Consider the following 24,710-nt stretch of genomic DNA (forward strand, 5'->3'; position numbering starts at 1 on the left):
CGGACTTGGAGGGATTTGAACCCTCGATCTTAAGATTAGGAGTCTTACGCCCTTCCAGACTAGGCTACAAGCCCAAAAACATTTAATTAAAATTATTTGAAACTATTTTAAAAAAAGTAAATCAAAGAGCGGACCCGCCGGGATTTGAACCCGGGGTCTTCGGATTAGAAGTCCGACGCCCTATCCAGCTAGGCTACGGGCCCTTTAATATAACAATAATAATTCTATTTTTTTTATTATATATATTTATCTATATTTCATACAAAAAATAAAAAAGCATAAAAAATAAATTTTTTATACTCTTTCAGTCATGCCTGTTGCATCAACAACGCCTATACCATCAACAACATTCCCCTCGGAATCATAAATTCTAAAAATCCACATTCCATCAGAAAATCCTTGATATACCGCATATGCTCCTTCTACTTGAATAGCACTATTTGCAATACTTGTTGCTTCAGAATAACTTAAACGTGTATTTGATCCTGATCCGCCACCACCAGAACCACTTCCAGACCCTCCGGAGCCACTTCCAGATCCACCAGAACCAGTTCCACTACCTCCACTACTGGTAGTAGTAGTAGCAACAGATGATCCGCTTCCAGTTTTTGCAGTGGAATTATTGCCGAGTCCATGTCCGGATGAATCACCACCGGCCATACTGGATAAATCGGAGAATATAGGATTATTACTATTGGTTAGTCCATAAGCCGCAACGGCTGCCGCAATACATAATACGATAATTATAGAAATTATTATGTTTTCTTTATCCAATATTATCCCTCCGTATATTTTTAATTTAATATTTTAGATACTATGAATAAATAAGTTTTTTATATTTAATATATATTTCTATCAATATTTTTGGGATTAATTTATAAGTATGTTAGGATAAATAGTATAATGTTAGTTTCTAAGTTTTAAAATTGAGGTGACAAATTTGAAAGATAGAGTAGTTATATCCCCTACAACTCGTCAAGAAGGCCATGCCGAACTCGTCATGGAAGTTGATGATGAAGGGATTGTTACAAAAGGGATGTATTTAAGTATAACTCCTGTTAGGGGTTTAGAAAAGATGGTTCTTAACAAAGCTCCTGAAACAGCACCTGTTTTATGTCAAAGAATTTGTGGAGTATGTCCAATTCCACACACCTTAGCTTCTGCTGAAGCAATGGACATGGCATTAGGAATTGAAATTCCTGAAGCAGGTAAATTGTTAAGAAAAGCTGTCGCAGCAGCACATGGTATTAACAGTGCAGCAATTCACCACTTCTTAGTTGCACCTGACGTTGTCCCTGAGGACAAATTCGTAGATGCAGTTAACAGTGTCAGTGAAGTAAGAAAAACTGTTCAATACGTTGTAGACATGATTGCTGGAGAAGGTATTCACCCATCCGATATCAGAGTTGGAGGAATGGCAAGAAACATTACACCATTCACCAAAGAAAGATTAATGGAAAGAATGACAGCATTCAAACCAAAACTCGAAGCACACGTTGAATTCATCAAAAACTGTGTACTCGAAGCTGGTTTACCTGCTGATTTAGGTGTAGTTAACCAACCATTAATGGCAACCGATGCAACTTATGGTACCAACGATTTCGATATGGACAAATTCTCTGAATGTTTACCTGAAGCATGGTATGATGACCCAGAAATCGGTAAAAAAGCATGCTCAGTAATTCCTTTATGGGAAGGCACCAATGTTGAAACTGGTCCTAGAGCAAGAATGGAAAAATTCGCAGGATTCAAAGACAAAGGTGTAGTAGCTCAACACGTTGCACGTGCAGACGAAATGTTGAAAAACTATGACGCTTGTATTGAAGCATTAGATGCAATTGATCCTGCAGCACCTGCAAACGTATCATACGATAAAAGAGGAACTGGTGAACTTGGATTCGGTGTTATCGAAGGTCCTAGAGGAACTGATGTACACATGGCACAAGTTGTGGAAGGAAAAACCAAATTCTACTCTGCAATTGTACCAACAACCTGGAACATTCCAACCATGGGTCCTGCAACTGAAGGATTCCACCATGAGTTAGGTCCACATGTAATCAGAGCTTACGATCCATGTTTATCCTGTGCTACTCATGTAATGGTAGTTGACGATGAAGATAAATCCATTCTCAAAAATGAAATGGTGAGAATCTAGGTATTTGGGAGGATTTATTAATGCCTTATGATTCGGATATAATTGTTATTGGATGCGGGAATGTATTATTCAAAGATGATGGATACGGTCCTATAGTTATTAATATCTTACAGAAAGTTCTTAATGACAAACAAGACTATTATGATCCGGCAGTTACTGACTTTGTAGATAATGAATTTGATAAGGAAATTTTAAAACAGATTGAGGAAAGTGTTGAAGGCATAACATTGCCTGAAGGCGTTCAGTTTGTTGACGGCGGAACAGCAGCTCCAACCAATTTCTTCCCGTTATATACTGACTATGACTGGAAAAAACTTATCGTTGTTGATGTTGTTGAATTCAATGCTGAGCCTGGAACTGTGGATATCTTTGATCCAAGTGTTATGCAACAAGGAAAATATGACAATCCTCATGGAATGACAGTCGAGGATCCTCTTCGCGAAATTTCTGAAAAATGTGAAGTCGTAATTGTTGGGTGCAAACCTGCAGAAATACCAACTCCGGACATTGATATGGGTTTAACAGAACCTGTAGAAAGGGCGATTCCAAAAACTATAGATATTATATTAAAAGAAATCGGGGTAAAATAATGTTTGATAAATTGAAAAAAGCTTTTGGCGGTTCATCAGAACCAGAAGCACCAAAAGTAGAAGAAAAAGTCGAAGCTGCTGCTCCTGAAACCCAAGCACCAGAAGCACCAAAAGCTGCTTCATCAAAACCACGTGTTGGTTACATACACTTAAGTGGTTGTACTGGAGACGCAATGTCTTTAACTGAAAATTATGACATTTTATCTACTGTTTTAACTGATATGATTGATATTGTATATGGACAAACTTTAGTAGATAAATGGATTCACGGTACTTATGCTGAAGAAATGCCAGAAATGGATTTATGTTTAATTGAAGGTTCTGTATGTTTACAAGATGAACACAGTTTACACGAAATTCAAGAAGCAAGGAAAAAATCCACATACATTGCAGCATTCGGTTCCTGTGCAATGACCGGTTGTTTCACCACTTTCGCTCGTGGTGGTCAACAAGCACAACCTAAACACGAATCTTTCGTACCTGTAAGCTCATTAGTTAAAGTAGACTTAGCACTTCCTGGTTGTCCTGTTGCTCCTGAAATGATTGCAAAAACTGTTGTAGCATTATGCAACGGAGACATGGAATACTTACAACCTGCTTTAGATAAAGCTGCATGTGACAAAGGTTGTGGATGTGATGTATTAACCGGTATTATCCGTAACGGATTATGTTCCGGTTGTGGAACTTGTGCTCTAGCTTGTCCAACAAGAGCTATGGGCTTTTCTGAAGGTAGACCTAGCTGTGACAGAGACAGATGTATTAAATGTGGAACTTGTTACACAATGTGTCCAAGAGCTTGGTTACCTGTAAGTAGAATTAAAGAGGACACAGGACTTTAGGAGGAATGGATATGGTATTAGGTACTTATAAAGAAGCACTCTCTGCTAGATCTACAGAACAAAAAATTCTAGATGTATCACAAGACGGAGGAATTGTTTCAGCATTACTCTGCTACGCACTCGATGAAGGAATCATTGAAGGTGCAGTTGTAGCTGGAACTCCTGACGATGATTGGAGACCTATTCCTACTGTAGTAACTTCCTCTGATGAAGTTATTGCTGCAGCAGGAACCAAATATTCAATGTCCCCAACTTTATCCGCAATTAAAGAAGCAACACGTCAATACGGATTAGAAAAAGTTGGTATTGTAGCAACTCCATGTCAAGTTCAAGGTTTAAGAAAAGCACAAGCTTATCCATTCGCTAGATTTGTAGCTGATAAAATTAAATTAATTGTCGGTATCTACTGTATGGAAAACTTCCCTATGGGCTCTCTTGATACCTTTGCTACTGCAAAATTAGGATTTGACAGTTTACAAGATGCAACAAAAATGGACATTGGTAAAGGAAAATTCTGGTTAACCAAAGATGGTGAAGACTCTGGTTTAGCTATCAAAGAAACCCACGGATATGAACAAGCAGGATGTAACATTTGTATGGACTATGTTGCTGAATGGGCAGATGTATCCACCGGTTCAGTAGGATCCCCTGACGGTTGGTCCACTGTATTAACCAGAACCGACGATGGTGAAAGCGTATTTAAAGGCGCTGTCGAAGCTGGTTTAATTGAAACAAAACCAATGGACGATGTAAAACCTGGTCTTCCTTTACTTGAAAAATTAGCTAAAGGTAAAAAAGACAAAAACGGTAAAGAAAGAGAGAAAAGAGCTAAAATGGGATTACCACTTCCTGTGGAATACTAATCTCTCTTTCTTTTTTTCTTTTTTTTAAAATTAATTATTTTTTTGAGATTAGTATATTCTTGTTTTAAAATTAAAAAAATAGTTAGAAGAGAAATCTCTTCTAGATAGTTGTAACGATACAACCTTCTTTTTCAACGATTACGGTATGTTCCTTTTGACTTACAAAGCAGTCTTTCTTTTCCCTTAGTGGAGCATACGGATAAATTGCCATTGCATCTGCTAGCTGCTTTAAAGCCGTATTTCCACGCCTTTCACCAAATTTGTCTGTAATCCACCTTCCGGAAAATGGAACATAGGGGTTGTTTGTCTGTATATATTTCAACACTTTCTGTGTGCTTTTCATTCTGAATGGCTTATTGGCCATATACGAATAGATGTAGTGGCCGGGAGCATCGTTTACAATGCCTTCCCCATTAGTTGCAAAGGGTTCAATCGCTATTGCCTGACCTTCTTCTAAAGTGTATCCGTCGTGGTTATCGTAATTTGGAATTGAAATGCCTGCATGTAAATTATATTGCTCCAGACTGTGTCCGGTTAAGTTAAAGATAGGGTTTAGTTTGTATTCTGATATTGCTTCATGAACTGCAGCGCCGACTTTTGATAATTCAACGCCTGCCCTGACTGTTGCGATTGCAGCTTCAAGGCCTGCCGCTGAGGCTTCGACAATTTCCTCATGTAGATTAATCTCATCCTGTGTAAAATTTTCGGAAATGTTTCCGTTGGCTATTATTGTTACTGCGGAATCCGCAATATACCCATCAACCATGGCGCCTAAGTCCAATTTCACCATATCTCCGGCATGGATTAGGGTTTCGTCATTTGCCGGTGATGTATAGTGTGCTGCAAATTCATTTAAGGAAACATTACACGGAAATGCAATTTCAGCTCCTGTTTTTAGAATTTCACTTTCTACGTACTCCACCAAATCAATGACTAAAGTTCCGTCTTTAATCATTTTTGAAGCTTCACTGCGAATGTCTGAAACAATTTTCCCGGCTTTTATATAAGATTCAATCATAGTCAATTACCTTCACCATTAAATAATTAATTATATAATTGATAAAGTTTATATAATATTGTATTGTATTAACATGTTGGAGGTAAAATAAAATGGATATTCCTACAATACCTGATCAAATATTCTTATTAATCGTTTTAATTATTGTAGTATTTGTGCTTTTAATCATTGTTTTCCAATGGAGAAAAGTTGCAGAATCTAAAAATTCAATTTTAATACTTGAAAAGGAAATTGAACTTAAAAAGATGTCCATGGTAGAAAAAGACATAGAATCTAAAAGATTAATGGATAATCCTATTCCATTGCCGCAGGATAAACAGGATAGCTTATCTGCAATAAGGCAATCCACAACTGACGTAAGAAGTGAAGTCGGTTACTTGCACAGCGAAATCAATGAAAGGTTAGCTAGATTGGAAGCTCAAACCGAGCAAAAGAAATTGGAAAAAATGCTTAAGGAAATTGAAGCTAAAGAAGCTAAACTCAGTAAAATGGATAAATAGGTGTTATTATGGAAGCTATTGAAGTTGTAGCTATTTTAATATTAATTATAGCAATTATAATTTTAATATATTATTACCTATTGAACAGTCCTGAAACTGCAGATAAATTACGCAGTTTTGTACCAAAAACTGCTGATGCGCATTTGGATGAGGTATTAGGTAAAGACTCCAGTTATGCAGATTTATCTAAAGAAGAAATGCCGGTTGAAGGGGATGTTGATGAATCTGGTTCAATGAGCAAAAGAATCAAGGTTAAACTCAGCGACATTGACATGTCCAGTTTAAACACTGACGCATTTTCTCACAAAATTGACGCATTTCTAGATGAAAAAAGCGATCAATTGATTAAAGACTGGTCTTTGGCAACCACCAATGATTTGGAAGAGCTTGAATCCAAATTCAGCGAAACTACTAACCATGTTGACAGTTTGGAAAAATCTTTCGATGAGTTTAAAAAATCATCCGAAGAGTTCCAGAAAGTTGCTGAAGAAAAATTGGAGGATTTAGATAAAAGAATTGAGACATTGGAAAATAAATAATTTTATTTTCTTATTTTTTTCAATTTTAACTGGAAATATAGAAAAGTTTATATATAATCTTTACTAAAATTATAATATAGTTTTATACTATTTTTTGTTTGTATAGCAGGGTGGGGTAGTCTGGTGATCCCGCGGGGCTCATAACCCCGAGATCCCTAGTTCAAATCTAGGCCCTGCTACTTTTAATTAATATTTTCATGGCAAGTTAAAGACAGCTGCTGGTTTTTTTAAACTAAGGAAACTCCGCCCATCATACAGAACTATGGCGTTGAAAAACGTATACTGAGAGGTATGACTCTGGAGCAGAAACGACACGTCTTTTAATGGATGACAATGATAATTAATTGAGGACATTAAAAAGAATCGGTGAAACGGCCATTCCATAGGATGCAAGAGCAAAGGTGCCTATGACAACCTGTTTGAGGCAAGGTAGCACGCTAAGATGAATGCTGTTAAACAGAAGGTGGGTTACTCTTAACAGGCCATGAATATTAATTTTTACTTTTTTTGGAAAATCTTATAATATTATTTTAATTACCAAATCAAAAAATATATCTATTTTGTGAACAATAATTAACATTGATTTTGGTTTATGGTGTTATTAAAAATTATTAATATTCATTTTTTTTTTAAAGATATGGGTTATGGAAGTGATTTAATGCATATAATTGCTATTGAAAATTTCACTAAGGATTACGGTAATAAAAAGGGAGTATTTGACATATCATTTCACATTGAAAAAGGTGAAGTGTATGGATATTTGGGACCTAACGGAGCCGGAAAATCAACGACTTTAAGGCATTTGATGGGTTTTAGCAAGCCTGATTGCGGAACATTATCAATAAATGATTTGGATTGCTGGAACGATAAAACCATTATCAAAAAAGACATTGGTTATTTGCCTGGTGAAATAGCATTGCCTGAGGACATGACTGGAATTGGATATTTGAAGTTGATTGATAAGCTCAGAAAGACCAATGATTTAAGTTATGCTAATGAGTTGATAGAATATTTTGAAATAGATTCCAGTATGAAAATTAAAAAAATGAGTAAAGGCATGAAGCAGAAAATTGCAATTATAATGGCTTTCATGCATGATCCGGATATACTTCTTTTAGATGAGCCTACTAGTGGTCTTGATCCGTTAATGCAAGAAAAATTTATTAAATTGATTAATAGCGAAAAGCAAAAAGGCAAAACAATTATTCTATCCTCCCACATCTTTGAGGAAATAAGTAAATTGTGCGATAGGGTCGGGATCATTAAAAAAGGTAAGTTAATTAAAGAAGTGGTAATGGAGGATTTAAAGCATTCGGAAAATAAAACGTATAAGATTGAATTTAAAAATGAGAATGATTTCACTAAAATAAAAGAAAAATATCCTAGTGCAAAACTTAAAACAACTGAAAAACAAGTTATTATTTCAATTACTGATAATGAAATTAATGACCTCATATCAGACTTATCTTCCTGCGACATACGCTTTCTTAAGGAAGAAAAACATACTTTGGAGGAATATTTCATGAAATTTTATGAGGATGATGAAAATGTTTAGCTTAACATATTTCAATCACTTGATTAAATCTAATTTCAAATTCCTATTGGCATTTACTTTTGTGCTTTGCGCCTTTTTAATTGTAATATGCAATGTTTTCACACCAGAGACAATTAGCGGAATAAGCGACACCACAAAAGGAACAATTGCTTCAAATATTTTAACAGGCAATGGGTCCTTGGTCAATTTCCTGTCAAATTCATTCTATGCCCTTATGGCAATTTTTTTCCCAATGGTTTATTCCATTTTCGTTGCCAATAGGATGATAGCGGAAAAGGTAGATTCCGGAAGTATGGCGAGTTTTTTATCCACTCCGGTGAGTCGGAATACAATTACTGTTACAAGTGCAGTATATCTGATTTTATCTTTAATTGTAATGTGGGGGATTGCATCAATAGTTGGTATTATGGCGGCCAATACTTTTCAGCCGGATGCATTGGATGTGGATACATTTTTAATGCTTAATGTGGGTGTTTTTTTATATCATTTTGCTATAAGTTCAATTTGCTTCTGTTCCTCCTGCATATTCAACACCTCTAAAAATTCACTGTTGATAGGTGGTGGGTTACCTCTGATGTTTTTTGTAATCAGTTTATTGATGAAGCTTTCAGACTCTTTGGAGTTTCTTGAATATTTTACATTAAATTCATTGTTTGATCCGGTTAATATATTGAATAACAGCGGATATTGTCAGGAATTTATGATAATGGCTGCAATAGGCATAATATTATATGTTATTGGAATTGTATGGTTTGAAAGGAAAGATTTGCCGTTATAACTGATGATGGAAAAAATATAATATTCAATTGGTTCTATTTTTTTATTATCATATTGGCTGATTAACAGTATCTTAATATGCTAAAAATTATCATATAAACAATTAATCACTTACTAACCTGTTAAACAGAAGGTGGGTTACTCTTAACAGGCCATGAATATTAATTATTTTTTTAAAATCTTTTAAAAACTTGTAATTTTTGTGATTTATCGTGGCAACTATTCGGATTTTGTAAGCAATCAGAAGTTCTTGCAGGTTCAAATCGGCTGCAGCTATCCGTTGGATTAGTGTGCCCATTACCTAAACGACAAATGACTCCCTCTGCAGCACCTTTTAATTGTATATTGGCTTGCCAATGCACACAATTAAGACAAACTCTGTCCGGATTCAATTCTGAAATATTAATTCCATCAATTTGATAGATTTTAACCACCAAAATTTTTTTCTAATTAATTTTATTTTCATTAGGCATTTAAAATTTTTTTTTACTCATTTTTAATCTTATTTTCTATTTTACACATTGCCTGTGTCATTGTTCCCATAGGACAATACACACACCATGATCTTGGCTTGAAGAGAAGCATGGTCAGCAATCCCAATATTGTTGAGGTTAGCATGACGCTGTAAAATCCAAACGCGAATTGTGAAACCCATGGAGCTATTACATTTCCATGATATGCCCAGTTCCAAGGCACATTAACGGTCCATAAAAGAGTAATCGCCTGTGTGAGTGATTTGGCACCTGCAAATACAAGATATGTGTTCCAAAGCATTACAAAAAACATTGCAAAGAAGAATATCAGAAATCCATATCTGAAGGCTTTAGAATACATCCATTTTGGAACGTCCCTTTTTCTGGATAGGCCTAAGCGACCACCGAGCAATCCCAAAAGCTGGCCTCTGTCACAATAGCGATTGCAAAATCCTTTGTTTCCTTTGATGATGGCAAATAGCAGTGGTGTTATAAAGCAGATCATTCCCAGCCATGCGAATATGATGTTGAAAAATCCGAGTGTGAAGTATACGATTGTAAAAATCCAAAGGTAGTCATACCATTTTTTGAATTTTATCTTATTTTCTTTTTTAGCATGATTTCCTTCAATAACTGATGATGGACATTCTATAACGCATTTTCCACATTCTGCGCATAATTTCTCATCAATTATTGCATACATTCCATTTTTAACTTCAATGGCACCTTTTGGACATACCTTAAGGCAGCATCCGCAGGATACACAGAAGCCCGCATCAACAGTCGCTTTCACCATATATTCACCATTCTGAAAATTTGTTATATAATATATTGTTTACTTGTAAACTATTTAAATATTATAATTGAAAATATTTTTTAGTATATATTATACAGAAAAAAAGAAGAAAAAATCCAATTATCGTCTGATAATCGGAATGCTTAATGTTAATAGGGAAGCTAAAATCAAAAGAATAGGATTTCCTGTTTCATGCATAGGTTTTTCAAATCCAGATTCATCCGAATCTCTATCCAATACGTCAATCTCTTCCTCTTCAAATGTTTCATTGTTGAGATTTGTAGTATCGCTAGTAATATAAGCCTCGTTTACCTTTTCACCTACAGTCAATGCCTGTGTGGTTATAAATAACTTCACAATGCCGTTTTCAATGGTCAGATTGCCGATATCCCAGATGCCAGTATTCGGATCGAATGTTCCTTTTGTGGCGGTGTGTTTGATGTATTTCAAACCATCCGGCAATTTATCGTGGATTTTAACGTTCTTTGCCTCGTCAGGACCGTAGTTCACTGCTTCTAAAATCCAGGTAACGTAATCGCCAACATAGATGTTTTCCTTATCGGCGTCGTTGTCCAGCACAAGAAAAGCGCCTGTTGAGTTTTGGCTTGCGTTACTGTCTGAAGCAGGTTCTGCAGAATCGGATGCAGACAATACTTCTTGTTGATCTGCAGGTGTTGCAATTTCCAATTCCAATGTATTTATCTCTCCATCATCAATTTCCTGAGCGTTAATGGCGCCCATTGATGAGATGAAAATAAACGCAATCAATAGAATTAGAACAGTTCTATTTTTAATGGATTCAACCCCCATTAGAATGCAATTGCGGTTAGATTATTGTCTTTGTTAAATTCAGTTAATTGTGACATCAATTTGCTGGTGTCATTGCTGTTTTTACTCCAGAAAACAATAACAAACTTTTCATTGTCAACTTCAACAACTTCCACAACACCGTAGCTGCCATGGTCGGAATCTGTGAAATTGGCGGTATTGTCTGAATTCTTGTTTATCTGATAATCATCATCAGCAACCAGATAATCATTGCCGTCATCCATAATAATTCCGTCTATTGCATCATCATTTTCATCATCAACTGCATCAAGATATTTGAAAATACCGATACCTGATGCTTTTGCATTGTCAAAATAGACTTTACAGTCAGTATTGTTGAAAGTTGAGTTGTATAATTTATCATCTACCTTAAAATCATCTAAATTGGCTGCATAAGCAGAACCAATCAAAAGTGTAGAAATGATTAAGACTAAAAGCAATTTCTTCATTTTCAACCTCCTTCGGTTATTTTAAAAAATTCAACAAAATTTATTGTTATTTTTATTTATCTATAAACCTTATTTAAAAATTATTGTTTATTTGGTGTTTTATTAAAAATTATATAGGTGTCAAGTTCCATTGATAATGATGCAACGTGCAATTCAATATTGGCCCTGATGGTTATTTTAATTTCAATTTTTACAGGTAGCTATTTTCTAATTTAAAACTAGTAATTCAATATTTTCAAATAATCTTCAATTAAATCGTATAGCTCTTCTTTTGTAGTGGTTTTGAATAGTTTAGGTTTGATTTCAACGCTTCTGTACAATCCCTTTAAGTAATATGCGGCATGAACTCTCATCTTGGAGATTGCCACCTTTTCAGGCTTTTTTTCAAAAAGCAGTTCCGTGTGTTTTTTTATCATTTCAAGTCGTTCTTCTTTTGTTACTTTTTGTGGTGTTGTTCCATCTTCCAAATACTCAACGCATTGCTTTATCAGCCAGGGATTGCCTAAGGTTGCCCTGCCGATCATCACCGCATCACATGATGTTTCATCAAGCATCCTTTCTGCATCATAACATGTTCTGATGTCTCCGTTTCCTATGACTGGTATTGAAACTTCATTTTTCACATCCCGAATTATCGACCAGTCCGCATCAACGCAGTAGCTCTGCTCTTTGGTGCGGGGGTGTACGGTTATGGCTGATGCCCCTGCATCCTCAATAAGCTTTGCAATCTCTAAAGCATTAATGTTATCATTATCCCATCCGCTTCTGATTTTGACTGTAACAGGTATTGGGACGGAGTCCACAACTTCGCACACGATATCATATGCCTTATCTGGGTCTTTTAAAAGGGCACTTCCAGCTTGGCCTTTTATTGCCACTTTCCGCACGGGACATCCCATATTTATGTCGATGATGTCCGGTTTCATATTCTCATAAATATAAATGGCTGCCCGGCTCATTGTTTCGGCAGTTGATCCAAAAATCTGTTGGGAAATTGGCCTTTCATAGTCTGTCATCTCCAGCATGTCCTGAGTTCGAGTATTGTCATATATGATGCCTCTATCCGAAACCATTTCGGTTTCAATGAGTCCACACCCCATTGATTTAGCAATTGTTCTAAATGGGGAATCGCATATTCCTGCCATTGGTGCTAAAACAACTTGATTGTCTATTTCAACATCGCCAATTTTCCATTTCATAAAATCACTTATCTGATATAATATATTATATTATAAAATTAATTAAAGTAATTTCGCAAGGAAAAATAAAAAAAGTAGGAATATTATTTATTGAATATTCCATTGAGTAAATTTTTCAAAGAGTCGCTTCCGGTTGTGTTGTTTAAAACTCCGGAAACTTTAGTTTCATAATTGTTGACATCGCCTTGAACGTTTTGAATTTGCTCTATACTGGTTGCAAGGTTTTCAATATCATTGTTTGTCAAATTGATGTTGTTGTTTACAGTATAGTTGTAAATGATGTTTACAATGACTTGGTGATCTGTAGTATTGTTTTCTTTAACTACTTCTTTTACATCATCTACCAATTTGGATAGTTCATCAGCGCTAACGTTTGAGTTTTCAACAATTTCTGCCTGTGTATAGATTTCATTGTTAGCGGCTTCTTTTACTGTTTCAGGGATTTCAACATTTGTTGCCACTTCGTAACAGTTCATGATTCCTGCAAGAGCTGATTCTCCGGTAGCTGATACAGGGCTTGTTACATATACGTGTCCGCTGGTAATTCCAACGGATTTCAATGCAGATATGTACATGTCTCCAGTTATGGTGGTAATTTTTGATTTGTCAACACTTACTTGAAGCTTGCTGTTATCGTTTAAGTCAACAAGTGCTGATGAAAATATTTGACTTGAAGAGTAAGTTTTTCCAGTTATTGAACTTGAAATTTTATTAACGTCATTAGCTGTGATTATTTTTTCGGTCGCAGAGCTTAAATCCAAGTTGCTTTGACTTTTGAAAAATGAATCAACATCAGCTTTGTAGTTTGAATTCGCATGAGTTGTCTCACCATAGGTTATTACAACTGAATTGGCTTCACCTGAAAAACCTGCTGGTATAACCATACCTATCATGATTATGGATAAAATAACTATACCAATAGTTGTCTTACGCATATTATCACCTCTTTATAATAGCACACTTTATTTATCCGATTTAGTATTTAAAGTTATCCTTTAAATAATTGAAATTTAATAAATTTCTGTTAAATTTAGTTAATTTTATATGTAGTCAAGTTTAATTTAAATCATATAATAAATTCTCCTGTTTATTATAACAACATGAAAAGGAGGTGAAAATACGAAAAAGTTAGATAAAAGGTTGTTAATTGTATTGATTTTATCGATATTAATTATGTTTTCATTAAGCACAGCTTTTGCTGAGGATAGTGGGGCAGTATCAAGCAATATGACTAGCTCTGCAGATGCAGTCATGCTTCAGAATGTGTCTTTACTTCAATCTTCTCAAGCAAAGGAATCCTTATTATCCGCAACGAATAATGCAATCGAAATTAATGTTATTCATCACTACGATGAGACAGCTAATACTTGGGACGAAGATGGTTATGAGTTACCTAACGCTACCATTGAGCTTTATGACTCAGATGATAATCTTATTTCAACTCATAAAACAGATGAGTGGGGTGAGGTCGTAATTGATAATTTAAATCCGGGTAAATATTATGTTGTAGCTCGATATGCTGATTTTGAACCTCAAAAATCTGAAATTTTAGATTTCACTCAGGATTCAGGCACTTTCAGCGGCCAATTTGATTTTATTCCGGATATTTTTCTCTTGGTAGACTATGGGTCTCACAAGGAAAAACTTGGAGTTTTGATGAACTTATCTAAACGTGTTGCATTTATAAGCACTATGGACTATGACGAATCACGCGAATGGTTGGCGGAATATGCGAGGTTTATTCATATTGATATGTTTGCAGAGGGATCTTATTCAGTTTTTACTGCTGATAAATTGAGAAAACTATTAAAGGACTCTCCGGCTAATTACAATTATAATGTCGCATATACTTTTGGAGTTTATAGTGAGAGTATAAAGGAAAATATTGGAATACATATTGTTGGTGCAAATCCAAATAATAACACTTATCATACTATAGAAAATACTTATGTCGGTTCTTATTTCCAGGCTGAGGATATAGAGGCATCTGATGTATTAATCAATAACATGAAAAATTATCTGAAATATATTTACTATTTGATTAATCCATCTGAATATGAAAATCCGACTCTCAATGTGTCTAATGCTCCGCAGATGGGTCCGGAATCTGGATTTTACCATCCGGATTTAGGTATTTTCACCATTTATCCGGAAGGGGATTTAATCAATAAATGGATTTTAAATAATCCCGGTTATGACTGTGACGGAATCGGAAGTTTGAATTGGATGATTCAAGACTATTCAAGATGGTTCAATGACATTTTGGATCCGACTACATTATTTAAACAGTTTGAAGACAATTTCACAGCCAAATTTAATCCTGATAAAAAGTTCATAGCTATCGCTACTTACTATTGTGGTGGAGATGTGGTAGATTCATTAATTAGAGGCTATGAGGCATATGGAAGGCCTGCATTTAACATTTTTAAATTCTCTACAGACCCTTCCATGTCATCTATAATAAATAGAATCAATAAAGTTTCAAAAGTTGGAATTTCCGCTATTACTTCATTATATAGTTGGTCTTTAAGTTATGCTAACGGTTCTGCAGAACCTGATTTATCCGAAATAGATTTGGAAGTTCTTAAAGGTGTTAATGAGATTTCAAAATATAGTTATGAGAGTGAATTGGGTCCGCAAATAGAGTGGACATATGCAGTAACATATCCAAGTTTTGAAGGTGTATTCGGCCCGGTTATCCTATCTTATCTTGATGAGGAAAACAAGGTTCAGGTAATCCAAACCGGTGTAGATAAGATGGTTAAATTAAGTTGCGGATGGGCTGATTTAAAAGACATGAATAATTCTGATAAAACAATAGCAATTGTTCTTTACAATTATCCTCCAGGTAAGGCTGAAATCGGTGCATCCTATTTGGACGTAATCCAAAGTACCTATGATTTGATTCTTAAATTATATGAAGAGGGATACACCGTCTGCAATATCAGTGAAGTGATGAACATCACAGAATTTGCAAGGTTAATCTTCAACAGCGGTAATAAGGGATCCTGGGCAGGCGGTTTGCTTGACCAATTTGTCCAAGACAATAAGGAAGAACTGATTAAGCATCATCAATTGATTTCAATCGATGATTTTAATAAGCTAGTTAAAGATTTGCCTGAAGACTTACGTTTTGAGATGGCAAACCAGTGGGGTGCCGGTTTAGGTAAATCCATGGTTTACACAGACACTGATGACAACAACAAAAAATATCTTGTAATTCCTGGATTCTGGCTAGGCAATATTTTCGTCACTTTCCAACCAAGTAGAGGATGGGAAGAAGCGGATATTGAGGAAGTCATTCAAAATTACCATGATTTAAAATTGCCTCCTCATCAACAGTATGTTGCATTTTATGAATGGATGGACAAGATTACTCATGCCAATGCAATCGTCAGTATGGGAACTCACGGAACTTTGGAATGGCTTCCTGGTAAAAATATCGGTGTCGGTTCAGGGGACTGGTCATTTGAATTGACATTGACTCCGACATTATATCCTTATATTGTATCCAACCCTGGTGAAGCAATGGTTGCAAGGGATAGAAGTGCTTCAATGTTGATTACACATATGACTCCAGCTATGGTTTCATCTGGCTTGTATGGTAATTATACTGTATTGAATAATTACATTACATATTATAAGGACCAGATTAAGCTTAATGTCACATCCAATGCAGATGTCTATAAGGAAAAAATCATAGATTTGGCTCCACAATTAGGTTTTAGAAATTATACAACTAACGAATCCTTTGATGATTGGCTTGATGATTTGCACCTTTACCTAGAAGGCATGGGTGATGATTTCATGACCTACGGTTTGCATACTTTGGGTAAAATATTGGCCGATGAGGAACTAGCTGAAGAAGTAATTACCGTAACAACTTCACAAACAAAAATCTACAATCATATCATGGAGTTCTTATATCCTGAACTAAAAGGTAAGGATTACTATAATGATATTCAAAACGATTTAGGATATCTTGATGAGCATCATGCGATTAAGGAATTTTTAAGTGAATATATCGGTCGTTTAGTCAACGGTTCTTCAGTCGATGAATTATCCCAAATCTACGGCATTGAGGTAAACAGTTCCTTATATAATTCAACCAAATATGCTGCTAGCGTTATTGTCAATATCCAAAACAACAATGAATGGAATGCAATTCTTACAGCATTGGAAGGAGGTTATGTCCCGGCAGGATTGTTTGCAGATCCGGCTTACGGTGATTCCATCCCTACAGGTTATGACGGTTATGCATCTGACTCTACAAGAATGCCATCTGAAGCGGCATATGAATCTTCAGTTAAAATTGTAAATCTGTTGCTTGCAAATTATTATGAACAACATGGCAGTTGGCCTGAATTAACAGCATTGATTCTATGGGGAACTGAAATATCAAGAACTGAAGGTATTGGTATTGCAGAATTCCTATACTTGCTAGGCTGTAAACCGGTATGGTCAGAAAACGGCAAAGTTATTGGTGTTGAACGTATTCCTTTAGAAGATTTAACCGTAACATTGAATAACGGAACTGTTGTTAATAGGCCTAGAGTGGACGTATTTGCAAGTTTGGTTACAAGCAATAAGGACTGGATTACTTGGATGGTAAAAGGTGTTAATCTAGCTGCATCTGCTGATGGCGAGTCTTATGAGGATAATTTCGTTAAAAAACATTATGCTGAAAATCCAACTCTTGACAGATTATTCGGTCTTCCAGGTAACATTTTGGAAGGAACAGGTATGAGTACCCTTATTCCAAACACTGCCGATTGGGACATCGAAACAGTCAACGAAAAAGCGATGTCAATTTATCTTGAAAGTGTGTCTTTTGCATGGAATCTTGATGATGACGGAAACATTGTCATCAATAAAGAGAAAGACACATTTGTATATCTGCTCAATAAAACTGACTTGATCACTCAAAACCTTGACAGTACCTGGAGGGTATTGGACTCCGATGATTACTATGATTGGTTTGGTGGTTTGTACAATGCAGCTTCTTTATTGAAAGAACAATCCGGTCAAGAAAGGCCTGACACTTCTTTCGTGGATATTAGGGATAAAAACAGATATGTTGCTAAAACTTATGAGGCAGAATTGGAATTTGAGATAAGGACCACACTTCTGAATCCGAAATATCTTGCACCGCTTATAGGCAATGCTGCAGGTATGAATTCCATAGCTGCAAGATACCAAAACATGTTTGGTACATTGACTGTTGCTAACAATAAATTGCAAAAAGAGTTAGGAAATCAATTGACCGATTCATTATTGAATATTGCGGGCTCAGTGGGTGATGAAACCACATCAGTCGGTTTACAATCATCTCTTGCACACATGTTCTATTTAGCTGATCAAGGAACATGGGATGCTGATTCCAGTAAAATGGAAGCAATTGCTAATGAATATATGAACCAAGTTATCCAATATGGTGTTGCATGTTGTCACCACACTTGTAAGAACTTGGAATTCAACATGAAAATTATTCAGGCAAGTTCCCTGTCTCCTGCAATGAAACAACAATATGCGGATATATTGGCTCAAGCCACTAAAACTGAACCGTTATATCAAATGGATGAAAATGATAATCCTTCTAGCAGTGATGGAACTCAATCTGATGATGCTTCCAGTGCTCATGAATTGGTTAACGGAACAACTCAAACAGAATCTGATTTGTCTGGTGGAAGGACTTCTGCAGGACTTGATCCGTCCACACCGGGAGATGCAAAATCTGCTTCAGAATCACAAAGTTCCAGCCAATCATCTTCAAGCGCTGGAGATGCTGGTGCTAAAGCATATGAATTGTCTCAATCTGCATCCAAATCAGTCAGTTCTGAAGAGTCAAACATGTCAATATTTGTTATTATTGCAATTATTGTCTTAATCGCAATATTTTTAGTTGGATATGTAAGAAATCAAAAAGATGACTATGATGATTATTAATCTAATCATCAATTTTTTTTATTTTAGAAATTTTTAAATATACTTTACTGACAGAAATAATAATATATTTGATAATTTTTAAAGTTTACTTATAAACTAACTTTAAAATATCTAAAAATTTAATGTGAGGTATATTATGATTAAAAAAATTAACATTTTTTTAGTTTTATTATTACTTTTATTATCTATTGGTGCTGTTAGCGCTAGTGAAGACTTAAATACAACTATTGCAAGTAATAATGAAACTATCTATGATATAACTACGTCACAAATGGATGATAGTTTATCTGCAAATGTTGATGTAGTTGACGAAGGGGTGTTGACTTCCGTTTCACATACTGTAACTAAATCTAATTATGGAGATTATTTTTCCCGTACTGGGTCTTTTATTCCTTCTTCCATTAATGAAGGGGATACCCTTGTTTTTGACGGTACTTTTGAAAAGTTAACTTTTTCATTTTCAACTCCTGTAAATGTTGTAGGTTCAAGTTCAGTTAATCTGAAAAATTGTGTATTTAGTTTCGGTTCTGGAGCTTCTGGAAGTACAGTATCCAATTTAAAAATTGCAAACACTCTTGACTACAATTACGGTATCTTTTTAAATAATGTGACAAATTGTGTAGTAAGCAACTGTTATATCAGCAACACTGGACAATCTTCATACTGTATTTGTGTAGCAAATGATGCAAGAAATAATAATGTAACTGATAATACTTTAAATGCTTATGGTGAGACATATGGCCATGGAACCAGATCCACATCACCTGTACTTCTTTGCGGAGCTCATTACAATTATTTAGCAAACAATTACATTACTTGTGATGATGCAAATGCAATTTATTTATCCAGTTTTGAAGGAGGGCCACTAAAAGGTGGATTATCTACTTATAATCTGATTTACAACAATACAATAAAATACAATGTCTTGCCTACTTCATGGAGTTATGGTATTCAGGTAATGGGTGGATACAATACAATCAAATCAAACAAGGTCATTGGTTCCTATAGGGGAATATGTACCCAACAGCCTGGAAACATTATAATAGATAATCAAATCATTAATCTGACAGGTGCGGATTACAATAATTTGGGTTATGAAAGCGGAGGAGAAATAGGTATTGTTGCTTCATATAATTCCATTGTGAGAAACAATTCCATTATTAATGCTAAAATCATTTCAACCGGTGCGGGAATTACTGCATTAGACAATTCAGTCGTTGAAAACAATTATATTGAAGTTTCCCTTCAAGGTAAAGGTGTACATCCGCAAGGTTCAAACATTACAATTAAGAATAACACAATAATCACTGCATCCGGTTCTGGAATATTATACAACACCTACGCTAATTACTTGTATATATTAAATAATAATATCACATCCCAAAGTGGGGTATGTGTTTTAATTGAAAAAGTAAGTAACAAAAAAATGCCGGGATTCTTAACTATTGTGGGCAATTATCTTGCAACATCCAATAAATATGCAATTGATGCTGCAGAAGCAAATGCCAGTTCAGTAAATGTGATTGAAGGCAATATTGTTGAAAAGGGTAAAGGAGCTATAAGAACTCCTGAAGGTTCATATGATCCATCAAAACCAGCTTACATATTTAACGGTACTGTACACAACATCACTCCTGAAAATTATGGAGAATATATTAATGATAATGGCGGATTAAGTTCCGATATTAAAGATGGGGACATATTGAACTTCACCGGTGAATTCATAAACAAACATATAATATTTATCAATTCGGCTATTAAAATCACTGGTAACAATCCAATATTTTATAATACTACATTCAGGATAATCAGTGATGGTGTTTGGATTGAGAATATAACCATTAAAAATAATAAGGCTGATAGGCTTAATGCATGGGGAGTTCATGTCTTTAGGATATCTGGTGCTACAATAGCCAATTGTGATATTGAAGTGTATGACCCTAATGCGGCTTATGCAATTTATGTTGTGGAATCAACTGATGTGGATGTATTAAATAACAAACTCTTCTCATCCGGTAACTATTTAACTTATACCCTGCTTGCATATGGTGTTGAAGATTGTAACTTTACAAACAATACAATTTACACTGTTGGTACAGGCCAGGTACATAAGTTTGAAAGTGGACACAATATTGATTCTTCCTGTTTAGATGGTGATAGTGCATGTCTTGATGGTGATTCTGCTTGTTTGGATGGTGATAGTGCATGTCTTGATGGTGATTCTGCTTGTTTGGATGGTGATAGTGCATGTCTTGATGGTGATTCTGCTTGTTTGGATGGTGATAGTGCATGTCTTGATGGAGGTTCTAGTTGTCTTGATGGTGATGCATCTTGCCTTGATGGAAACACTATTGCCGATGGAAATCATGTTTTATCAGAAGTGTACAGAACTTATGGTATTTTAATGGCATATTCCAGTGATAATGTTGTTTCAAAAAACAAAGTTAATGTTACATCCAAATTAAATAGGACGGTTTCTCCGTTCAATTCCACAAACTCCATTGTTGGAATTGATTCATATTTCAATTGTCAAAACAACAATTTTTCAGAGAATGATGTTTATGTAAAAGCAAATGACAATTATATTTATGGTATGGGCGTATTGGGTTATACTACTGGGCATGATGCTCCTGAAGGTCAAGGTGCAATTAATAATCAGTTTATCAATAACAATATTGTCCTTGAAGGAACTTACTTTGTTCAGGGAATTGTCATTGGATCTTCATCTAAAGATACAATCATTTCAAACAATAAGGTTAATATAAAATCAAGTAATGTTGCATATGCTATTAACTTAGAGATGTCTCAAAAATCAACAATAGATAAAAATACTCTCACATTAAATTCCGATGCGGTTTATGGTATTGAGGCTTTCTCATCTGATCAGAATACTATAACAAATAACAAGTTTGAGGCAAATGGAAAACAGACATATGGTTTCATATTTTCTAATTCAAATAACAATACTATATATAAGAATACAATTTCAACCAAAGGTACTGGCGAGCAAATTGGCATTAATCTTGATTCAATACCTGCCGGAAATGCAGGAATTTTCCTTAAATCCGTTTCAACAGGCAATCTTATTGAAGAAAATACAATAACATCATTAAAAGGATATGCAATCATTGTTGATGATGAAGCTATTAATAATAGAATTATTAAAAATAAGTTGGACTCAGAAAAGGGTGTCGGTGATGATGCCATCAATAACACAGAAGATAACTTCATTGAAGGCAACTGGAAATATACTTTTAAATCTCGCATCGATACTAAGTTTACAAGTAATTATCTGGAAACTTTAACTATTTCCATGACAATTGATAGTGGCACAGTTGTTAAATTTTTTATAGGCGATAATGAAATTGGAACTGCAACCTCCGTAAATGGTAAAGCTACCTTAAATTATAAATTAGATGAATCTCTAACTCCTACAAAATATACTATTAAAGCTATTGCTTCTAAAAAGAATTATCAAGAAAAAGAAATAAAATCTAATTTGGTAATTAATAAAGGAAATCTTGATGTATTGTTTGAGGATGTATCTGTCGCATATAATGAGGGTAAAGGCACTTTCACAGCTACTGTTAAGAATAGTTTGGGAGAAGGAGTTTCTGGTTTGGATGTTAAATTTTACATATATTCTGAAGGAATGTATGTTCCTTTGGTTTCTACTACTACAGATGGAACAGGTGTTGCTACAAGTGTGACTGATCTTGCTTATGGCCTTGGGGATTATGTAATTTCTGCCAATGTATCTGATACTGGTAAAATTAAAAAATTCAATTCCATAAATAAAAAAGCTAATTTAATCATTAATAATGCGGGCATTAAATTGATGTTTGATGATGTTTCAGCAAACAGATTATCTAAGGTAACTTTCACAGCTACTGTTAGTGATGCGCATAATGATGGAGTTTCCGGATTGAATGTTAAATTTTATAAAGCCAATGAACTTATTGGCAGTGCTTTAAGTGATGAAAATGGTGTTGCCAGTTTGGTAATCGATAACATTTCATATGATGTTGGAGATTATGTAATTTCTGCTAATGTATCTGGAAATGTAATTGACTCTATAAGTAAACAAGCTAACCTAAAAGTTAGTGCAGCTCAAATAAGCATTAAATTATACTCAAATGTTTATTCAAATGGTGTGTTAGCTAAATTAATGGATACTAATGGTAACCCTCTTTCTGATAGAGAAATCATGGTCAAGGTTGGCGATATAGAATATAATGCAACAACTGATTCAAATGGTAATATCAGAATGCCGAATATTGGGCATGGCAGATACATAATAAATATTGTATTTGCTGGTGATGATATTTATAAAGCGAAAAAAATATCATATTCAGCTACTGTAATACCTGCAATTGTGGATAATGATGATTATTCAGTTTATCAGGGCGGTTCTGTTGATTACAAAGTTCGTGTAGTCGGATCTGATGGAAAATATGTTGGTGCTAATAAGAAGGTCATCTTGAATGTTGGTGATGCCTCTTATGAACTTTCCACCGATAAAAACGGTTATGTTTCCAAATCTCTTAAATTTAATTCAACAGGATCCTACGAGGTTTCTTGTGAATTTAACGGAGATAAAGTTTCAAACATGATTATTGTTAAATCAATAATTATTGGAAATGATATCCATCAGAATAAGGCTAAGGTCACTAACTTTTCAGTTAAAATAGTGAACTCAGCAACTGGTGAAGCTTTGGCAAATGAGGAAGTTTTATTTAAATTAAATGGAATATTCTATTCTGCTTTATCTGATAAAAATGGCATTGCTACTATATCATTTACTAATTTGGATATAGGAAAATATGCTATTTATTCAGAGTATTGTGGATCCACCATTAAAAATATAATTCAAATCAAATAAAGGTTTTAACCTTTATTTTACTTTTTTTTCAATTTTACTTTAAAAACTTTTAAATATATTTAAATACTAATTTTAATTATAGTCAATTTATTATATTTTTTTATCAATTATATTGAACTATTATTTAAATAAATTTATTTAAACTGAGGTGTAAATATTAAACGAAAGTATTTAGTATTTTCATTAATAATGCTTTGTTTAGTAATGTTGTCTGCAAGTGCAACATTTGCTGCGGATGATATTGCATTAAATGAAGCATCTAATGAAATTGCTGCTGGAGGCGATGTTTTAAACATTGCTGTAGATACTGAGACTGTTGAAGCCGATAATTCATCTTCAAGTATTGTAACTGAAGATACTTTCCTGAATTATTTTTCTGAAGATGGTACTTTATTAGATAATGTTACTTCTGATGAGTTAATCTTTGAGGGGGATTTCAGTAATTTGGGAATATCTTATTTAACAATTGGTAACTCAATAAAGTTAACCGGTAACGGTACTGCTTTTGAAGGGGTTTCTTTTGCAATCTATGCGGATGATGTGGTTGTTGATGGATTTACTGTTACTCAAACTAATGATCTTTCAGCATTTACAGTTTATGGTGTGTCTAATGTAATTTTATCAAATAACATTATTGATTTCACTGCTTTAGAGGGTTTTAATTCCTTTGCTGTTTATGCATATCTTGTTGATAACTTTAATCTTATTAACAATACTATAATTTTTAACGGAAATACTAATGGTACTGATATTAACAATGCTGTTCGTATTGAAGGTGATGATGAAAATACTGTCGCTTCTACATCAATAACCGTTGAAGGTAATTTATTTGAGATTGATATTCCTTCTGTTGATGTTGGTTATGATCCTGATACTTGGGCGTCTACTGTTATGTCTGAGGGTATTGTTTTCTATTATGTTGACGGTCTTAGGTTTGTTGATAATCGTGTGGATTTAAAATATAATGATTTCACTAGTGCTTATGGTTATGACAGTATTTATGCTGTTAGTGTGAGAAGTGATGCTTATAGTTTCGGTGAGATTCAGTCTGCTAATGTTGTTATTGCTGATAACATTATTGATGTGAGCGGTCATGCTTGTACTTATCCTGTTTATGTCTGTGCTGATAATTTCAATGTGAGTGGTAATATTATTACTGTTACTACTGAGAATTATCTTGCTCATGGTATTGATGTGGATGGTCCGTCATCTGTTGGTGTTGTTAGTGATAATGTGATTGCTGTTGAGGCTCCTGATGCTGCTTATGGTATTTATTCTTACCAATACATGGGTGCTGTAGA

The 24,710-nt window shown here is 34.6% G+C and carries 17 protein-coding genes, 3 tRNA genes, 1 other RNA gene and 1 pseudogene; 13 read left to right on the forward strand and 9 right to left on the reverse strand.

Annotated elements, in window-relative coordinates:
• The 3 genes from IJI93_RS05960 to IJI93_RS05970 form a co-directional block, all read right to left on the reverse strand.
• Positions 1 to 74 (reverse strand) — tRNA-Arg (locus tag IJI93_RS05960).
• Positions 75 to 129: 55 nt separating this feature from the next.
• Positions 130 to 203, reverse strand: a tRNA-Arg gene (locus tag IJI93_RS05965).
• A 91-nt stretch (positions 204 to 294) separates the two neighbouring features.
• Positions 295 to 774, reverse strand: coding sequence for an endoglucanase (locus tag IJI93_RS05970; RefSeq protein ID WP_292821209.1), 480 nt, complete (start codon positions 772 to 774; stop codon positions 295 to 297).
• Positions 775 to 940: 166 nt separating this feature from the next.
• On the opposite strand from IJI93_RS05970, the gene frhA reads away from it, so the two are divergent.
• From frhA to frhB, 4 genes are read left to right on the forward strand one after another with little or no spacing between them, the layout of a single operon-like run.
• Positions 941 to 2,155 carry a coenzyme F420 hydrogenase subunit alpha gene (gene frhA / locus IJI93_RS05975; protein WP_292821211.1) on the forward strand — a complete coding sequence of 405 codons (1,215 nt, stop codon included), beginning with the start codon at positions 941 to 943 and terminating at the stop codon, positions 2,153 to 2,155.
• A gap of 20 nt (positions 2,156 to 2,175) precedes the next feature.
• Positions 2,176 to 2,745 carry a coenzyme F420-reducing hydrogenase, FrhD protein gene (gene frhD / locus IJI93_RS05980; protein WP_292821213.1) on the forward strand — a complete coding sequence of 190 codons (570 nt, stop codon included), beginning with the start codon at positions 2,176 to 2,178 and terminating at the stop codon, positions 2,743 to 2,745.
• On the forward strand, positions 2,745 to 3,584 hold the full coding sequence (frhG, locus tag IJI93_RS05985; protein WP_292821215.1) for a coenzyme F420 hydrogenase subunit gamma: 840 nt from the start codon (positions 2,745 to 2,747) through the stop codon (positions 3,582 to 3,584). The genes frhD and frhG overlap by 1 nt, the downstream gene beginning before the upstream one ends.
• Before the next feature lie 11 nt (positions 3,585 to 3,595).
• Entirely contained in the window at positions 3,596 to 4,447 is an 852-nt protein-coding gene (frhB, locus tag IJI93_RS05990) for a coenzyme F420 hydrogenase subunit beta (RefSeq protein ID WP_292821217.1), read from the forward strand.
• A 100-nt stretch (positions 4,448 to 4,547) separates the two neighbouring features.
• Here the strand turns inward: frhB and map are convergent, their stop codons facing one another.
• Entirely contained in the window at positions 4,548 to 5,465 is a 918-nt protein-coding gene (gene map / locus IJI93_RS05995) for a type II methionyl aminopeptidase (RefSeq protein ID WP_292821249.1), read from the reverse strand.
• A 92-nt stretch (positions 5,466 to 5,557) separates the two neighbouring features.
• Here map and IJI93_RS06000 point away from each other — a divergent pair, with 92 nt between their 5' ends.
• The 6 genes from IJI93_RS06000 to IJI93_RS06025 all read left to right on the forward strand — a co-directional run bounded on the left by IJI93_RS06000 (position 5,558) and on the right by IJI93_RS06025 (position 8,837).
• On the forward strand, positions 5,558 to 5,965 hold the full coding sequence (locus IJI93_RS06000; protein ID WP_292821219.1) for a hypothetical protein: 408 nt from the start codon (positions 5,558 to 5,560) through the stop codon (positions 5,963 to 5,965).
• An 8-nt stretch (positions 5,966 to 5,973) separates the two neighbouring features.
• On the forward strand, positions 5,974 to 6,504 hold the full coding sequence (locus tag IJI93_RS06005; RefSeq protein WP_292821221.1) for a hypothetical protein: 531 nt from the start codon (positions 5,974 to 5,976) through the stop codon (positions 6,502 to 6,504).
• A 104-nt stretch (positions 6,505 to 6,608) separates the two neighbouring features.
• Positions 6,609 to 6,683, forward strand: a tRNA-Met gene (locus IJI93_RS06010).
• Between the two features lie 21 nt (positions 6,684 to 6,704).
• An RNA gene (gene rnpB / locus IJI93_RS06015) (RNase P RNA component) lies at positions 6,705 to 6,987 on the forward strand.
• 175 nt (positions 6,988 to 7,162) lie between these two features.
• The gene (locus IJI93_RS06020; RefSeq protein WP_292821223.1) at positions 7,163 to 8,059 is read left to right on the forward strand and encodes an ABC transporter ATP-binding protein; all 897 of its coding nucleotides are present in this window, start codon (positions 7,163 to 7,165) and stop codon (positions 8,057 to 8,059) included.
• Complete coding sequence (locus tag IJI93_RS06025; protein WP_292821225.1) at positions 8,052 to 8,837, forward strand: ABC transporter permease subunit; 786 nt, start codon at positions 8,052 to 8,054, stop codon at positions 8,835 to 8,837. Before IJI93_RS06020 ends, IJI93_RS06025 begins: the two co-directional genes overlap by 8 nt.
• A 485-nt stretch (positions 8,838 to 9,322) precedes the next feature.
• Here the strand turns inward: IJI93_RS06025 and IJI93_RS06030 are convergent, their stop codons facing one another.
• The 5 genes from IJI93_RS06030 to IJI93_RS06050 form a co-directional block, all read right to left on the reverse strand.
• A complete protein-coding gene (locus IJI93_RS06030) occupies positions 9,323 to 10,105 on the reverse strand; it encodes an ATP-binding protein (protein ID WP_292821227.1) in 783 nt (260 codons plus the stop codon).
• Positions 10,106 to 10,225: 120 nt separating this feature from the next.
• Entirely contained in the window at positions 10,226 to 10,915 is a 690-nt protein-coding gene (locus tag IJI93_RS06035; protein ID WP_292821229.1) for a DUF11 domain-containing protein, read from the reverse strand.
• Entirely contained in the window at positions 10,915 to 11,382 is a 468-nt protein-coding gene (locus IJI93_RS06040) for a hypothetical protein (protein WP_292821231.1), read from the reverse strand. The genes IJI93_RS06035 and IJI93_RS06040 overlap by 1 nt, the downstream gene beginning before the upstream one ends.
• A 218-nt stretch (positions 11,383 to 11,600) precedes the next feature.
• On the reverse strand, positions 11,601 to 12,581 hold the full coding sequence (dusB, locus tag IJI93_RS06045) for a tRNA dihydrouridine synthase DusB (protein WP_292821233.1): 981 nt from the start codon (positions 12,579 to 12,581) through the stop codon (positions 11,601 to 11,603).
• An 83-nt stretch (positions 12,582 to 12,664) separates the two neighbouring features.
• Positions 12,665 to 13,516: a DUF1002 domain-containing protein gene (locus tag IJI93_RS06050; protein WP_292821235.1), complete on the reverse strand. Its 852-nt coding sequence runs from the start codon at positions 13,514 to 13,516 to the stop codon at positions 12,665 to 12,667.
• Positions 13,517 to 13,754: 238 nt separating this feature from the next.
• Between IJI93_RS06050 and IJI93_RS06055 the strand changes: the two genes are divergently transcribed.
• From IJI93_RS06055 to IJI93_RS06065, 3 genes and pseudogenes are all read left to right on the forward strand, one after another.
• Positions 13,755 to 18,527, forward strand: a complete 4,773-nt coding sequence (locus IJI93_RS06055) for a cobaltochelatase subunit CobN (protein ID WP_292821237.1) — start codon at positions 13,755 to 13,757, stop codon at positions 18,525 to 18,527.
• 136 nt (positions 18,528 to 18,663) lie between these two features.
• Positions 18,664 to 23,409, forward strand: coding sequence for a right-handed parallel beta-helix repeat-containing protein (locus IJI93_RS06060; RefSeq protein WP_292821239.1), 4,746 nt, complete (start codon positions 18,664 to 18,666; stop codon positions 23,407 to 23,409).
• 189 nt (positions 23,410 to 23,598) lie between these two features.
• Positions 23,599 to 24,710 (forward strand): annotated as a pseudogene (locus tag IJI93_RS06065) (hypothetical protein); the annotation flags it as partial.

The sequence above is a fragment of the Methanobrevibacter sp. genome, from assembly GCF_017431965.1.
GTDB lineage: Archaea > Methanobacteriota > Methanobacteria > Methanobacteriales > Methanobacteriaceae > Methanocatella.

Coding starts and splice junctions, on each gene's coding strand:
- frhD (WP_292821213.1), top strand. CDS start 2,176: ATGCCTTATGATTCGGATATAATTGTTATTGGATGCGGGAATGTATTA.
- frhG (WP_292821215.1), top strand. CDS start 2,745: ATGTTTGATAAATTGAAAAAAGCTTTTGGCGGTTCATCAGAACCAGAA.
- frhB (WP_292821217.1), top strand. CDS start 3,596: ATGGTATTAGGTACTTATAAAGAAGCACTCTCTGCTAGATCTACAGAA.
- map (WP_292821249.1), bottom strand. CDS start 5,465: ATGATTGAATCTTATATAAAAGCCGGGAAAATTGTTTCAGACATTCGC.
- IJI93_RS06000 (WP_292821219.1), top strand. CDS start 5,558: ATGGATATTCCTACAATACCTGATCAAATATTCTTATTAATCGTTTTA.
- IJI93_RS06005 (WP_292821221.1), top strand. CDS start 5,974: ATGGAAGCTATTGAAGTTGTAGCTATTTTAATATTAATTATAGCAATT.
- IJI93_RS06020 (WP_292821223.1), top strand. CDS start 7,163: ATGCATATAATTGCTATTGAAAATTTCACTAAGGATTACGGTAATAAA.
- IJI93_RS06025 (WP_292821225.1), top strand. CDS start 8,052: ATGTTTAGCTTAACATATTTCAATCACTTGATTAAATCTAATTTCAAA.
- IJI93_RS06030 (WP_292821227.1), bottom strand. CDS start 10,105: ATGGTGAAAGCGACTGTTGATGCGGGCTTCTGTGTATCCTGCGGATGC.
- IJI93_RS06035 (WP_292821229.1), bottom strand. CDS start 10,915: ATGGGGGTTGAATCCATTAAAAATAGAACTGTTCTAATTCTATTGATT.
- IJI93_RS06040 (WP_292821231.1), bottom strand. CDS start 11,382: ATGAAGAAATTGCTTTTAGTCTTAATCATTTCTACACTTTTGATTGGT.
- dusB (WP_292821233.1), bottom strand. CDS start 12,581: ATGAAATGGAAAATTGGCGATGTTGAAATAGACAATCAAGTTGTTTTA.
- IJI93_RS06050 (WP_292821235.1), bottom strand. CDS start 13,516: ATGCGTAAGACAACTATTGGTATAGTTATTTTATCCATAATCATGATA.
- IJI93_RS06055 (WP_292821237.1), top strand. CDS start 13,755: ATGTTTTCATTAAGCACAGCTTTTGCTGAGGATAGTGGGGCAGTATCA.
- IJI93_RS06060 (WP_292821239.1), top strand. CDS start 18,664: ATGATTAAAAAAATTAACATTTTTTTAGTTTTATTATTACTTTTATTA.